12 protein-coding genes are annotated in these 15232 nt (G+C 48.6%); 8 read left to right on the top strand and 4 right to left on the bottom strand.

Going from position 1 to position 15232, the window contains the following annotated elements; all coding sequences use genetic code 11:
* The first annotated feature begins 10 nt into the window (after positions 1 to 10).
* From F5613_RS11950 to F5613_RS11920, 7 genes are all read left to right on the top strand, one after another.
* Positions 11 to 1513: a RagB/SusD family nutrient uptake outer membrane protein gene (locus F5613_RS11950; protein ID WP_179399916.1), complete on the top strand. Its 1503-nt coding sequence runs from the start codon at positions 11 to 13 to the stop codon at positions 1511 to 1513.
* Between the two features lie 27 nt (positions 1514 to 1540).
* Positions 1541 to 2995 (top strand): PKD domain-containing protein, encoded by a 1455-nt coding sequence (locus tag F5613_RS11945; RefSeq protein ID WP_179399915.1) that lies wholly within the window; start codon positions 1541 to 1543, stop codon positions 2993 to 2995.
* 3 nt (positions 2996 to 2998) lie between these two features.
* The gene (locus F5613_RS11940) at positions 2999 to 4069 is read left to right on the top strand and encodes a family 16 glycosylhydrolase (protein WP_179399914.1); all 1071 of its coding nucleotides are present in this window, start codon (positions 2999 to 3001) and stop codon (positions 4067 to 4069) included.
* A gap of 31 nt (positions 4070 to 4100) precedes the next feature.
* A complete protein-coding gene (gene bglX, locus F5613_RS11935; RefSeq protein WP_179400034.1) occupies positions 4101 to 6341 on the top strand; it encodes a beta-glucosidase BglX in 2241 nt (746 codons plus the stop codon).
* A gap of 162 nt (positions 6342 to 6503) precedes the next feature.
* Entirely contained in the window at positions 6504 to 7160 is a 657-nt protein-coding gene (fsa, locus tag F5613_RS11930) for a fructose-6-phosphate aldolase (protein WP_179399913.1), read from the top strand.
* A gap of 216 nt (positions 7161 to 7376) precedes the next feature.
* Positions 7377 to 9962 carry a DNA mismatch repair protein MutS gene (mutS, locus tag F5613_RS11925; protein ID WP_179399912.1) on the top strand — a complete coding sequence of 862 codons (2586 nt, stop codon included), beginning with the start codon at positions 7377 to 7379 and terminating at the stop codon, positions 9960 to 9962.
* Between the two features lie 153 nt (positions 9963 to 10115).
* Positions 10116 to 10952 (top strand): hypothetical protein, encoded by an 837-nt coding sequence (locus F5613_RS11920; protein ID WP_179399911.1) that lies wholly within the window; start codon positions 10116 to 10118, stop codon positions 10950 to 10952.
* Between the two features lie 247 nt (positions 10953 to 11199).
* Here the strand turns inward: F5613_RS11920 and F5613_RS11915 are convergent, their stop codons facing one another.
* Positions 11200 to 11658 (bottom strand): hypothetical protein, encoded by a 459-nt coding sequence (locus F5613_RS11915; RefSeq protein WP_068181229.1) that lies wholly within the window; start codon positions 11656 to 11658, stop codon positions 11200 to 11202.
* A gap of 191 nt (positions 11659 to 11849) precedes the next feature.
* Between F5613_RS11915 and F5613_RS11910 the strand changes: the two genes are divergently transcribed.
* Entirely contained in the window at positions 11850 to 12239 is a 390-nt protein-coding gene (locus tag F5613_RS11910) for an HU family DNA-binding protein (protein ID WP_079682288.1), read from the top strand.
* A 9-nt stretch (positions 12240 to 12248) separates the two neighbouring features.
* On the opposite strand, the gene F5613_RS11905 is transcribed toward F5613_RS11910, so the two are convergent.
* The 3 genes from F5613_RS11905 to F5613_RS11895 all read right to left on the bottom strand — a co-directional run bounded on the left by F5613_RS11905 (position 12249) and on the right by F5613_RS11895 (position 15182).
* Positions 12249 to 13148, bottom strand: a complete 900-nt coding sequence (locus F5613_RS11905) for a TolB family protein (protein ID WP_179400033.1) — start codon at positions 13146 to 13148, stop codon at positions 12249 to 12251.
* A 126-nt stretch (positions 13149 to 13274) separates the two neighbouring features.
* Positions 13275 to 13925, bottom strand: a complete 651-nt coding sequence (locus F5613_RS11900; RefSeq protein ID WP_218858921.1) for a DUF6448 family protein — start codon at positions 13923 to 13925, stop codon at positions 13275 to 13277.
* Positions 13926 to 14033: 108 nt separating this feature from the next.
* Positions 14034 to 15182, bottom strand: coding sequence for a helix-turn-helix domain-containing protein (locus F5613_RS11895; protein WP_179399910.1), 1149 nt, complete (start codon positions 15180 to 15182; stop codon positions 14034 to 14036).
* Positions 15183 to 15232: the final 50 nt, after the last annotated feature.

Below are 15232 nucleotides of genomic sequence, written 5' to 3'. Positions count from 1 at the left end.
AAGTATGTATATGAAAAAGTATAAATTCATTTTGTTACTAGCGGCCGTAATCGGATTCAGTTCCTGCGGCGACGATTTCCTTACCAATCACCCTACCGAATCGCAGGAGGCGGGTGGTGCAGCTACGGAGGGAGCCATTCTTTCCAACTTGGGAGCTTGTTACCAGATATTGCTTTTCGACAGCTACGCCAACGGCAATTACAACAGTATCCCGTTGTTGTCCGACCTTCGTTCGGATGATATCTTCAAGGGTGGCGGCGATGCCGGCGACCAGGGACAACTGTACCGCTTGTCGCAGTTGGATGCAACATCAACAGAGTTGCCCATGGGTTTGTGGCAAATTTATTACAGCGGATTAAGCCGTTGTAACAATGTAATCCTGGCATGCGAAAACGCCGTGGATGTTCCCGAAGCCAAACTGAACCAATACAAGGCAGAGGCTCATTTCTTACGTGCCTACTATGTACATTGGTTGTGGAAATTCTGGGGTAATATTCCCTATTTTGAACAAGATCTGCCTGCTCCGTATATGGCTAAACAGTATACAGCCGACGAAATATACAAGGAAATTTTAGAGGATGTAGACTTTGCCATTGAAGGCGACAAGCTTCCGATGCGTACCACGGCTGTAAACGATGGTCGCGTTAACAAAGCGGCTGCCATGATGTTGAGAGCCCGTGTGGTTATGTACCAGAAGGATCAGACCAGATATGCTCAGGTGTTGAGTGATATGAATGAGATTATCAGCAGCGGTAAATACCGTCTGATGGATGACTTTGCCAGTATCTGGGTGAAAGAGGGTGAATTCTGCGACGAATCCATCTTTGAATCGAACCAGCTTCCCGAAGGAAAGACATGGGGCGCCAGCTGGCAGGGTTACGGAACGAATCTTCCTGCCTTCATATCTCCCAACGGATTGAGCGGATCTGATACTTTTATCGGAGGATGGGGATTTGCTCCTGTTCGTGCTGCTGCGTGGAATATGTTTGAGGAAGGCGACGAACGCAGAGAAGGTTCAATCAACCATTTTGAAGACGGAACCTATACCGTACGCTTCCAGAACACCGGTTACTTTATGGCTAAATATGCTGCCCGTAAAGGATATAACCCTCCTCCCGGAGACATCGATCTTAACTTTGAAAATAATTTCCGTATTTTCCGCTATGCCGAGGTATTACTGAATGCTGCCGACCTGATGGCTATCCAGGGTGTTGCACCCAGTGGCATCACTGCACAGGAATGTTTGGACCAGATCCGCTTCCGTGCCGGCCTTCCTTCCATTCCGGCAACAGCCGCAAATGTTAAGCTTGAGCGTCGCCGCGAATTCTTAGGCGAGGGACTTCGTTTCTGGGATTTGGTTCGTTGGGGAGATACTTCAATTCTGAGCGAGAACCTTCCGGCGTATTCTTCCAACAGAACATGGAAAGACTATTGCAAGTACCTTCCTATTCCTCAATCTGAAATTGAGAAAACAGACGGCGAATTCTTGCTTAAGCAGAATACCGGTTATTAATTTTAAGAAATCTAATAAGCATATCATATGAAAAATAGCATAAAATTAGGGGTATTTGCATTTTTGTCCATCTTATTGATGATTGCGTGCGAGCCTCAGGATAGTTCGGATTATTCATTGGGCGCGAAGCCTACAGCCGACCAATTGGATTTTGATGTGACCCCGACGGCGTCTAAAGCCAATGTGATTGATTTCAAGAATACATCCAAAATCAAAGGTGTCGCCACTTGGGATTTAGGTGATGGAACAAAAGCCAAAGGAGAAACTGCCCAGGCAAGCTTCCCGTTCAAGGGCGATTATACAATTGTAATGACGCTCTATACCACAGGGGGTTCGGTAAGTATCTCTAAAACGATCAGTGTGGCCAACGACGACATGTCATTGCTTGACACACCGATGTACAATGCACTTACGGGTGGTGCAGCCAACCTGAATGGTAAGACATGGGTATTCGACCAATACCACGACGGTCACTTCGGGGTAGGTCCGGTTGCCGACAGTGGTCCGAGCTGGTGGAGCTGTCCGGCCGAAGGCAAGACAGAGAGCTCTTTGTATACCCAGGAGTTTACCTTCACGCAGGTGGGAGTAAAGTTGGAATGGAAAAACAACGGTAAAGTATATACCAACGAAAACGGTCGTGCCGCTCTGGCTGCATTAGGTTTTTCAACATCGGTTGTTCCGGGTGCGGGCGATTTCGATGTAACTTATGCTCCGAAGCCTGCCTATACCTTTGCCTTGAATGAAGCTGGTAAGACAATCACCTTGAGTGACGGTGCTTTCTTAGGACATTATGCCGGAACCTCTACTTACGAGATCTTGAAACTTACGGCAGACGAGATGTACCTTAAATGTGCAAGTACGACCGAGAACGGAAACGGATGGTGGTATCGTTTGATTCCTAAGGAAAAGAATATCAAACCGGTGGTTGTTATTCCATTGAAGGCACTTCCTCTTTCCGACGATTTCGAATCGTCTGTTCCTAAAGTTGTATTCGGACAAGAGGATATGGGCTCTTTATTCGATCCTTATTATTCAAATCCGGCTCCTCTGGGTATAAATCGTTCGGGAAAAGTATTCCTTTACGAGAAATCGGATGCTTTCTATTCCAATATCTTCTTTACCGCTAGCGGATATAAGTTTGACCTTACCGAACAGAACAAGGTTTCCATCAAGGTTTACCTTCCTTCTTACAACGACTATGTAACCGACTTCCCTGTTGCGGGCGACTGGATTACCAATGCCAAGCTGAAACGTCAGGTTGCAGTTAAGCTACAGGATTCAAGCAAGGGCGGTAACGCATGGCAGACGCAGACCGAAATTGTGAAAGCCGATCTGGAAACCGACAAATGGATTGAACTTACCTTCGATTTCAGCGGCGTAAGCACCCGCCAGGATTACGATAAGATTGTAATTCAGTTCGGAGCCGAAGGACATGCAGGTCCGGGTATTTTCTTCTTTGATGACTTTCGTTTTAAAAAGTAAATAATGTGTTATAGAAGTGTTTTAGTACAGATTATCCTTCTGGGGTGCTGCTGCCTGCTTGGTCGGGCGCAGGCCCCCGAGGGCTACTCGTTGGTTTGGTCCGACGAGTTTTCGGCTTCCACACCTTCGTTGCCAGACACCAACAAGTGGTGGTACGAAACCGGCGGAAGCGGATGGGGTAACAATGAGCTGCAGTATTATGTGGCCGGTGTGGCACGGGAAGACACGTTGGCCCTTATTTCGGATGGAACGCTGAAGATCAGAGCGCTCAAGAAGCGTTATTTCAGTATGGATTACGTTTCCATCCGGATGAATACAAAAGAAAACTGGAAGTACGGATACTTCGAAATGAAAGCCAAAGTGCCGGGCAAACGAGGTTCGTGGGCTGCCTTCTGGATGATGCCTCAGAATTTTACCGCATGGCCGTTGGACGGAGAGATCGATATCATGGAATATGTGGGATACAGGCCAAATGTCACCCAGTCGTCCGTACATACTCAAAGTTACAATCACGTGGCGCATACGGAAAAAACGGCGACTAAAAACATTGCCAATGCCGAAACGGAATTTCACGTGTACGGACTGGAGTGGACGGAAGATAAGATAACAGGATATGTAGATGGGATTCCCTATTTCACCTTTGCCAACGATAAGTTGGGAGATAAAAACACCTGGCCTTTCGATGCTCCTTTTTACCTGAAGCTGAACCTGGCTATCGGAGGAAACTGGGGGGGACTGATGGGCATAGACGAGAATGTTTGTCCTGCTACCTACGAAATTGATTACGTACGTGTCTATCAATCGGTCAAAACCGACCGTCCTGCTCTTGACGCGCAGGCGGATTCGCCCTTCACCATTACGCCTACGCTGGCACGGGACAGGGTAGTGGTGTCGTCGGACAATTCGAGGAAATATACTGTAAGCGTAACCGATTTACAGGGCAGACTCATTGAAAAGCTGACCAATTGCATGGAAGATACCATCATTGATTGTTCCGGATGGGCCAAAGGATTGTATGTGTTTACAGCAACCAACGGTGTAAACAGTCATTCGGACAAAGTAATAAAGAATTAAAATAAAGAATGTACAGATGAAACGAGCAAGTATGAAATTGAACGTACTGATTGCCATATCATCGGCCATATTGGTTTCATGCCAAAGCTCCACTTCGGTAAAAAGCAACGATGTGGAGAAGAGGGTGGAGGCCTTGCTTTCCCAGATGACGCTGGAAGAGAAGATCGGCCAGATGAATCAGATCAGCCCCTGGGATGATCCTAAAGCAATCGCCGAGCTGATCAAGAAGGGTGAAGTGGGTTCGATCCTTAATGTGGCCGATCCGCAGACCATCAATGCCTACCAACGTACGGCAGTGGAGCAGTCGCGCCTGGGCATTCCGCTGATTGTGGGCCGTGATGTGATCCATGGATTCAAGACGATTTTCCCTATTCCGCTGGGACAGGCGGCTTCGTTCAATCCGGATTTGATTGAGAAGGGAGCGCGCATCGCCGCCATCGAAGCCTCTTCGGTAGGGGTGCGGTGGACTTTCGCACCGATGGTGGATATCTCCCGCGATCCCCGCTGGGGCCGCATTGCGGAGAGTCTGGGTGAAGATACCTACCTGACCTCGGTATTGGGTGCCGCCATGGTGAAGGGATTCCAGGGAGATTCGCTGAATAATCCCTCCTCCATCGCCGCTTGTCCGAAGCACTTTGTGGGCTACGGGGCAGCAGAAGGTGGCCGCGACTATAACTCCACCCATATTCCGGAACGGTTGCTTCGCAATGTGTACCTGCCCTCTTTCGAGGCGGCAGCCAAAGCCGGAGCAGCTACCTATATGACCTCCTTTAACGACAACGACGGCATCCCTGCCTCGGGCAACGGTTATATCCTGAAGGATGTACTGCGCAAGGAGTGGGGTTTCGACGGCTTTGTGGTATCCGACTGGGCTTCGGTAGGGGAGATGATCGCCCACGGCTTCTGTGCCGACGGTAAGGAAGCGGCGCTGAAGGCTGTGAATGCGGGCGTCGACATGGAGATGGTAAGCTACCATTATGTGAATCACCTGAAGGAGCTGATCTCGGAAGGCAAGGTGAAGGAGGAGACGATCGACAACGCAGTACGTAACATCCTGCGTGTGAAGTTCCGTCTCGGGTTGTTTGAGAATCCGTATGTGGATGAGAGCAAGGGAGAGGTGCTTTACGCAGCTTCACACCTGGAAGCCGCAAAGGAGGCCGCCATCGAGTCGGCCGTACTTCTAAAGAACGAAGGCTCGGTATTACCTCTGGGAGAATCCGTAAAGACCATCGCCGTAATCGGACCGATGGCGGATGCACCGCACGACCAGATGGGTACGTGGGTGTTCGACGGGGACAAGAACTATACCCAAACGCCCCTGAAGGCATTGGAATCAGCCTATGGCGATAAGATCAAGATCGTGTATGCCCCTGGCGTAAGCTACAGCCGGGATACGAATACGGGCGGTATCGCCGCAGCGGTACGTGCCGCATCATCGGCAGATGTGGTGTTGGCTTTTGTAGGAGAGGAATCCATCCTGTCCGGCGAGGCCCACTGTCTGGCCAATCTGAACCTGCAGGGCGCGCAGAGCGCTTTGATCGAGGCGGTAGCCAATACGGGCAAACCTCTGGTTACGATCGTAATGGCGGGCCGACCGCTAACTATCGGCAAAGAGGCAGCCTTGTCCGATGCCTTGCTTTACAGCTTCCATCCGGGCACGATGGGCGGCCCGGCCCTGGCGGACCTGCTCTTCGGCAAGTCAGTGCCCAGCGGCAAACTGCCAGTGACCTTCCCGAAAGAGGTAGGTCAGATTCCCTTGTATTACAGTCACAACAGCACGGGCCGTCCTTTCCAGGGTACGGAGACGATGTTGCAGGATATCCCTGCGGAAGCGGGACAGACCTCGCTGGGTAATACCTCGTTCTATCTGGATGCGGGTAACGATCCGCTCTATCCCTTTGGTTACGGCTTGTCTTACAGCACATTCAAATACGACAACCTGAAGCTTTCTTCAGAGAAACTGAAGGAGGGAGACGTACTTACGGTAAGCTTCGATCTGACCAATACGGGCAAATACGATGCAACGGAGGTAGCGCAGCTGTATGTTCAGGACCGTTTCGGTTCAGTAACGCGTCCGGTAAAGGAGCTGAAGCGCTTCGAACGCATCGGTTTGAAGTCGGGCGAAAGCCGTAGTGTAAGCTTCAGTCTGCCGATAGAGGAGCTCGCCTTCTGGAACATTGATATGAAGAAGGTTGTTGAGGCCGGTGATTTCAACCTGTGGGTAGGAGGCGACAGCCGTGCGGCATTGAAAGGTTCTTTCGTTGTGGAATAAGAAATTTTTATTCTGAATTTAGATTTATCTGATTAACCAGGACTAATGTAAGTGTGTGTGTAGGCCGGTAAGGGATTCAACCTTACCGGCTTTTTTTCATTTTTAACTATCAATCTTTCAAAACTTATCTATCTTTGTTTCAATCACTTTAAATTATATGCTATGAAGTTCTTTCTTGACACAGCTAACTTAGCCCAGATACGCGAGGCTAATGCTTTAGGCGTACTGGATGGCGTAACCACCAACCCCTCGTTAATGGCCAAAGAGGGTATAAAAGGTGCTGAAGGGTGTAAACAACACTACCTGGAGATTTGCGAAATCGTGAACGGCGATGTGAGTGCCGAGGTACTTGCAACTGATTTTGAAGGCATGGTGAAGGAAGGAAAGGAGCTGGCTTCACTGCATCCCAATATTGTGGTAAAGATACCCTGTATTGCCGAAGGCATTAAAGCCATCCGTTACCTGTATGGCAAGGGCATCCGTACCAACTGCACACTTGTATTCTCGCCCGGTCAGGCTTTGCTGGCCGCCAAAGCCGGTGCAACCTATGTATCTCCCTTTGTAGGCCGGTTGGACGATATATCCAGTGATGGAATAGACCTGGTACGTAAAATTGTGGAGATGTACTCCATTTACGGCTTCGACACCCAGGTGCTGGCCGCTTCCATCCGCCACACCCAGCATATTATACAGTGCATAGAGGTGGGTGCCCATGTGGCGACCTGTCCGTTGAGTGCCATCGTGGGATTGCTGAAGCATCCGTTGACCGACAGCGGACTGGCTACCTTCCTGGCGGATTCGAAGAAGTACATGGAATAACCTGCAGGACCCTATACCGGACCACGCATATTGAGACGGTAGAACCGGCATGCGGGAAGTACATATCATACAGGATGCACCTTTTTTAGCCAAAGGGTGCATCCTTTTTTAAAAGAGGTTGTATCCATTTTCGGTAAGAAACCCTATCTTTGTCATTTACATAAGAACATTTAAAAGAGATATCCCGTGGCAAAGCAAGTGGTTGAAACCCCTCTGATGAAACAATATTTTGAGATTAAGGCAAAACATCCGGATGCAATTCTGTTGTTCCGGGTGGGCGACTTTTATGAAACCTTTTCGGATGATGCCATTGCTGCGGCAGAGATTCTCGGGATTACCCTGACACGCCGGGCCAACGGAGCCGCTCAGTTTGTAGAACTGGCCGGATTCCCTCACCATGCCCTGGACACCTACCTGCCCAAACTGGTAAGAGCCGGTAAGCGGGTGGCCATCTGCGACCAGCTGGAAGATCCCAAACTAACCAAGAAGCTGGTTAAAAGAGGGATAACCGAACTGGTTACGCCGGGTGTATCCATCAACGACAATATACTGAATCATAAAGAGAATAACTTCCTGGCCTCGGTCCATTTTGCCAAAGAGGCCTGTGGTATCTCTTTCCTGGATATATCCACCGGCGAATTCCTTACGGCGGAAGGGACGGTCGACTATATCGATAAGCTGCTCAACAACTTTTCACCCAAGGAGGTGCTGATCGAACGCACCAACCGCAAACGGTTTGAAGAGTGTTTTGGTCCCCGTTACTTTGTATTCGAACTCGAAGACTGGGTATTCACCTCCGATGCGGCCAACGACCGGCTCACGAAACATTTCGAGACCAACAACCTGAAAGGCTTCGGAGTACAACACCTCAAGCTGGGGGTGATAGCCGCCGGAGCCATTTTTCAATACCTGGATATTACGCAGCATACCCAACTGTCGCATATCACATCGCTGGCGCGTATTGAAGAAGACCGCTACGTACGTCTGGATAAGTTTACGGTACGCAGTCTCGAACTGGTGGGAACCATGAACGACGAAGGATGCAGCCTGCTTCAGGTACTGGACAAAACGGTATCGCCCATGGGATCGCGTATGCTAAGACGATGGATTGTGTTTCCGCTGAAGGATGTTAAGCCCATCGAGGAACGCCAGAATGTGGTGGAATACTTTTTCAGACATCCGGATATCAAGCTGTTGTTCGACGAGCAGCTCAACCTGATAGGAGACCTGGAGCGTATTATCTCCAAAGTTGCCGTGGGACGGGTATCGCCCCGCGAGGTGATACAGCTCAAGGTAGCCCTTAAAGCCATCGAGCCCATCAAGAAGGCCTGCATGGAAAGCGAGGATGCCAGTCTGCGACGCATCGGCGAACAGCTCAACGCCTGTACCATCATAAGCGAACGGATCGAAAAGGAGATCAACCCCGATGCCCCTTCACAGATCAACCGCGGCGGAGTGATACGCACCGGCGTGAACGAAGAGCTGGATGAGCTGAGAAACCTGGCATTTTCGGGGAAAGATTACCTGCTGCGGGTTCAGCAGCGCGAAATAGAAAATACAGGCATAACAAGCCTTAAAATAGCATTTAATAACGTGTTTGGGTACTACATCGAGGTGCGCAATACGCATAAAGACAAAGTCCCGGCCGGATGGATCCGTAAACAGACCCTGGTCAACGCCGAACGGTACATCACCCAGGAGCTGAAAGAGTACGAAGAAAAGATATTGGGAGCCGAGGAAAAGATCCTTTCCCTGGAAACCCGCCTCTTCAATGAACTGGTACTTTGCCTGATGGAGTACATTCCGCCTATCCAGAGCAACGCCAACCTGATTGGCCGGATAGACTGCCTCCTCTCTTTTGCCAAGGCTGCCGAGAGCAACCGGTACATGCGTCCGGAGGTGAATGATACGGATGTGATAGACATAAAGGCGGGCCGGCACCCTGTAATCGAAAAACAGCTTCCGCTGGGTGAGACCTACATTGCAAACGATGTGTATCTGGACGACGAGCACCAGCAGGTGATCATGATTACCGGTCCCAATATGGCGGGTAAGTCGGCTTTGCTCCGTCAGACCGCCCTCATCACCCTGATGGCTCAGATCGGATCATTCGTTCCGGCCGAGAGCGCCCGCATCGGACTGGTGGATAAGATCTTCACCCGTGTAGGAGCTTCGGATAATATCTCCGTGGGCGAATCTACCTTCATGGTGGAAATGAATGAGGCGGCCGATATCCTGAACAACCTATCGCCCAAGAGTCTGGTACTGTTCGACGAGCTAGGAAGGGGAACCAGCACCTACGACGGTATCTCCATCGCCTGGGCGATTGTGGAGTACATCCACGAGCACCCCAATGCCAGGGCCAAGACCCTCTTTGCCACCCATTATCACGAGCTGAATGAGATGGAGCGTACCTTCCACCGCATTAAAAACTACAACGTGTCTGTGAAGGAGCTGGGAAACAAGGTGATTTTCCTGCGTAAGCTGGTGCCCGGAGGCAGCGAACACAGCTTCGGTATCCATGTGGCGAAGATGGCCGGTATGCCCAAAAGTATCGTGAAACGTTCCGGAGAGATTCTGAAACAACTGGAGACCGAAAACCGTCAGGGAGGCGTTGTTTCCAAGCCGGTTAAAGGAATTGCGGCCAAGGCCGAAGGTTATCAGCTAAGTTTCTTCCAGCTGGACGATCCCGTGCTTTCGCAGGTGCGCGACGAGATACAGAATATCGATGTAAACAACCTCACTCCGCTGGAGGCCCTCAATAAACTGAGCGAGATCAAGCGAATCATTAAAGGGAAATAACCGGAATTGCCTGCGTCAGGGGGTGTTCATGCGATATTTATTAGTATTTAACACTTTTCCTGTAGGTATAATTAAATGAATGTGCTTACTTTGCCCCTTCTTAATTAACAGTGGACATGCACGAATGTGTCCTGTTCTAAAAAACCAGGAAAAATGAAGACAATTGCCCGATTCATGGCATCGGCTTTACTTGCCCTTGCAGGCTCAGGAGCTCTTTTGGCTCAAGATGTGATTTACAGAATTAACCCGTCGGACACCATCCCTTGCAAAATTGTCGAGATAGGAGAGGAGCTTGTCAAGTATAAGGCCGATACCTATTCGCAGGATCTCACCTTTACAGTCGACAAAAATAAGATTACCCGTATTGTATTTGGCAATGGCAAGGAGATGACCTTTGCCGATTCCATGTTTGGCAAAGAGAATTACGAGACACAGCGTAAGAATGCCATCAAACTAAGCTTGATGTCTCCCTTGATGGGAGCTACTCTTCTTTCGTACGAACACAGCGTGAAGCCGGGACAGTCCATGGAGTTCGGTCTGGGAATTATCGGTGCCGGCAGAGATGTTGATGATGTGAATCCTTTTGGAGCCGTTGCCAAGTTCGGATATAAGTTTATAACCTCTCCCGACTGGTACGACCGCCGTCAGCGGTACGCCCATATCCTGAAAGGATCGTATATCAAGCCCGAAGTAACCTTCTTGCATTATACATCCGAATTCTATCGTGTCGATTATATCGGAAGCACTGATACCTATAGAATGGTTAAGGATAAGACCGCAACCACCATGTTCTCTGTGATGCTGGTAGGTGGCAAGCAATGGGTCTTCAATGATCTGTTTCTGGTGGATCTGTTTGCCGGTGTAGGCTACGGGTTCGGTCATAATCCACAGAATGAATCCTGGCATTACGGATTTTTAGGAGCTGATAACGATACGCCGCTTTCGCTTACTGCCGGAATAAAGATAGGATTCTTATTGGGAAAGAAATGAACCGTAAGGCACGGATAAGCAGGAACTAAGTTCCAGATAAGGCATAATACCCCAGCGGGCCCATGGAGACGTTAAATCGCGCCCATGGGCCCGTTTATTTGTCCCCATGGGCCCGTTGGTGCAATGTGATAACTTTTATGCTTAAAACAAGCGGAAACGGGGTTAAAACATATCCTTCCTTCGGCTTACTTATAACATAAACCGCAGGAAGGATATACATACTTTCGGGAGGGATGATACGGATAGGTCAGAGGGTGTTCATCTCGTCCATCCGGAAGGTAACCTTTGCCCCTTTGGGGAGTTTCTTTACAATGGAACCGTACATGAAGGTATCCGGACGGATCATACCTCCGGCCACTTCCACGATGTAGGCATAGGTCTTTTTGGCTGTACGTACAAAGCGGTGCTGAATCTCCTTGACCTGACTAAAATAGGTATCGACTCCGATAAGGAGGCTGTATTTGGAAAAGTCGATGTCTTTTAGTTGGGAGAGCGATTCAAGCTCTTCGGCGGTAAACAGCCACTCCAGCTCCTTTCTTGAACGTATCACCTTTTTCTCGCCGGCATTCAGGTCTCCTTTCACATGCATTAGGGGTAGTTCCTGTACGATGCATGCCTCCGGCTCTCTCTGCAGATTGGCCGTTCTCACATATCCCTGTACCGGGAAGAAGGAGGCCAATTTAATCAATAGCTTTATTGTATTCATATGGCATTGGTTTATATGGTTTTCTACGAAATCCGACTTAAATATACAAACTAAGATGCAGTTTTTATCGCAGATGCTGCATGAATTTTCTATTTCAGAATGTTAAATATTTGCCTTATCTTTACAAATAAATGCCTGTTTGAGGTAACCTTAACGGCAGGTAAAGTAATATATAATTAACTATTAAATCTATGGCTATCAACTATCTTATGGAGGAGTGTTCCCGAAATCTTGCAACATCTACACGTAAAGGATTAATACCCAGAGTATACAGGAAAATGAACATCACAATAGGCAAGCTGGTCTCCCGACTGGCAGGAGGCTCACACATCCGTAAAACAGAGCTTAAGCTGGCAATCGAGCTGGTAAGAGAGCAGATTATATTGGAGCTGCTGGATGGAAACAGCGTAACATTAGACGAGTTCGGTACCTTTTCCGTATCCGCAGCCACCGATAAGGCGGTGACCAATCCCGATGAGATACGGTCGGCATCCATTTATGTGAAAAACGTAAACTTTATCCCTTCGCCCAGGTTGATGAAGCGGATGGAGACCGCCCGGTTTGAAAGAAAAACGAAGTAGGGGAGTCCCCTACTTCAATCTATAGCTTACAAAGGCAATCTTCTTACTGTCCGGCGACCATGAATTGACATTGATGGTTCCTTGTCCGCCAAAAAGCTTTGCCAGCATACGGGTTTCGCCACCCCCGACAGGCATGATCCGGAGTTCAACATTCTTATTGGCCAGGTGCTCATTCGGTTTCAGGTCGCCTTTATAGTAGGCTATATAAACCACCTGCTTGCCATCGGGCGATATATGAGGGAACCAGGCGTTGCGCGTATCATCGAACGTAAGCTGTGTCTGCTCGCTTCCGTCGGCTTTCATACGCCACACCTGCATGAGTCCGCTTCGTACCGAATTAAACCAGATGTAGTTTCCGCAAGGCGAATATTCGGGCCCGTCGTCCAGTCCCTCGGCTGTTGTAAGCCGTACCTCTTCGCCTCCTTCGGCCGGTATTACATACACATCGTAATTACCATTCCGCTCGGCACAATAGGCAAGCTGTTTCCCGTCGGGCGACCAGCCGTGGAGGTAGCTCGGTCCCATCGGGGTGACAAGACGGGGTGTTCCTCCTTCGATCGGCAAGGTATAGATGCGGGATCTGCCGTCTTCTCTGGTTCCGTGACTGATTGCAATTCCTTTGCCGTCGGCCGACAATACATGGTCGTTATTGCAACGTGTGGCAAATCCGGTGGGGATAACTTCGGGCTCGCCGGGGTTCTGGGGAGACAGGCGGTACAGTTTACCGCCGCTGTTGTAAATAAGCCATGCCCCGTCTACCGTCCAGTTGGGCGCCTCGATCAGATAGGGAAATTCCTTCACTACCGTACGGTTGCCGCTTTGAACATCCAGTATTTCGAGGATGCTGGTAACCTTTTGCTGGGCACTTACAGTCCCTATAACAAGCGAACAAGCCATGGCACAAAGCATTTGTTTCATAAAGCACAAGAATTTAAGAATTTACACAAACATACAAAAAAAGAAATATAAATAAGGGATAACCTGCCTATTTTCAAGTTATCCCTTTTCTGTGCAAAACAGTCATACCCGGGAAGATCAGTGTCCGTGTTCGGCATGACCGGAAGCCACCTTTTCGACTATGTCGTGGATCGCTTCCAGCGAGTGGGTATACATCACGTAGGCTTTTACATAGTCGCGCCCCTTTTCCGGAGATTCATTTTTTACCTTTTCCAGCTCTTTCACTGAGTTGTATTTATCTTCTACAACCTTTGCGATGTGACCGTTCAATTGGTTGATCAGGTTTTCTATATTTCCGGTTTCAATGGCTTTGTCGCTCAGCTGAACGATGGGTTTCGTAGTACCGGCCGCTTTGATTCCGTCGAAACCAAAACCTTCAGTCTGCCGGTGCAGTCGGATCAAGGTTTCAAGAAAATGCTTCTCAACCAGACTGTAGATCTCCTTATCTCCCTTTTTCAGGTTATAGGTTTTAGTGAACAAGGCGGATATTTCGGCTTCCTGTTCCGTGCTGATCCATTTATAAACCAACGCTACGTTGTTTGTTTCGAGGGCCTGCAGTGCGTCTTTAACAACCGGACCGTCGTACGAATCGCAATGGGCAAAGGCAGGGGATATCACGAGCATGGATAGCACAGCCGTTACAAGGAACGTTCTTACTCTGGAAGGCATTAATTGAATGAATCTTTTGGTTTGATTCTCTAAAACGGAGGATTTTCTTTTTGTTCTCATACTTGTATCGTTTTAAAATGTATATGAGACAAAAGTAGTAGAACGGCATGTCCCCATCGCCCCACTTGCTAAAGTGGGACCTGTTTGGGCTGCCTTATTGGTGCCGGTTTACAGACTGATACGTTGTGAATTATGTGTTTTTTTATATTCGGTAGGTGTTAAGCCCGTCATATGCTTGAATATACGATTGAAGGCAGTCTTCGAGTTGAATCCGCATTCCAGAGCAATGCCCAGTACCGAGTAATTGTCGTATTTGGGATTGAGGATCTTTTGTTTTACCTCGTCCACCCTGTATCTGTTTACGAAGTTGAAGAAATTTAGTCCGAATACCTCATTAATGACCTGCGAAAGGTGATGGGCCGGTATCGCCAATGCATCCGAAAGCTCTCCCAGCGTGAGATCCGGATTTAAGAAGGGCTTATCCGACTGCATAAATAATCTGATTTTTTCGGCAAAAGCTTCGGCCTCCTCCTGTTTAAGGGATGAACCGGCATATTTAACTGTCTGCTCTGCTGTTTCCGGTAGCGTGGGCGGCATCGTCTGTGCAAAGATGGTTCGCTGCTTTAATCCGAAGTAACCGATCAGAATAATGAATATGGATAACAACAGAAAGAGTCCGTTGGTGCAAAACGTAGATGAAAACAGATAGAACCCATGATGAATTATTACTACGACAAGCAAAGCCGACCAGACAATACCGAATATCAACACAAGTTTTCTAAGCCAATAGAGGTCTATCTCTTCGGTGTTGGAGAAGTTATTGAATATATTGACGTTGTGCTTGCGTAGCAGCATAATGGTCTGCAGAAAGTATACGGGACCCGACAGAGCCGTAATGGTGAGGAAAAACAGAAGGAATGCCGATGGGTCGGTCTGATTATCTACATACATCATATTCACCCCCTTAACCAGGGATGGAATCTGGGATGCAATTGCCAGGTAGGTATTGAAAATCAGAAATGGAACGAAATGAAGCAATTCTTTTCTGGTAAGCCGGCTCTTTTCTGTAACCAGGGCCGAGGCATACAAATACATAAAAGGCCCATGCAGCAGAAACAGAGAAATGAATGCCGCAGCTAAAATAGGATGAAGCGTAAAGAGTGTGGATGAAAAGAAGGCATAGCATCCTGTATAGGCCCCCAGGTACAGGAGCCAGCATACCAGTATCTTATCGCGAAAAGCCCTCGGTTTCTTTTGCCAGATCAATACGGTAAAGAAGAATGCGTTGAACGCAGCTATCAGGTAAATGTATTCCATCGTACTGCAATATTACTTTATTTTCAGTGATATGTCAACTTTCGGCTCCG

The sequence above is a fragment of the Macellibacteroides fermentans genome (assembly GCF_013409575.1).
Taxonomy (GTDB): Bacteria; Bacteroidota; Bacteroidia; order Bacteroidales; family Tannerellaceae; genus Macellibacteroides; species Macellibacteroides fermentans.
This window is presented reverse-complemented; position numbering and strand designations above follow the sequence as displayed.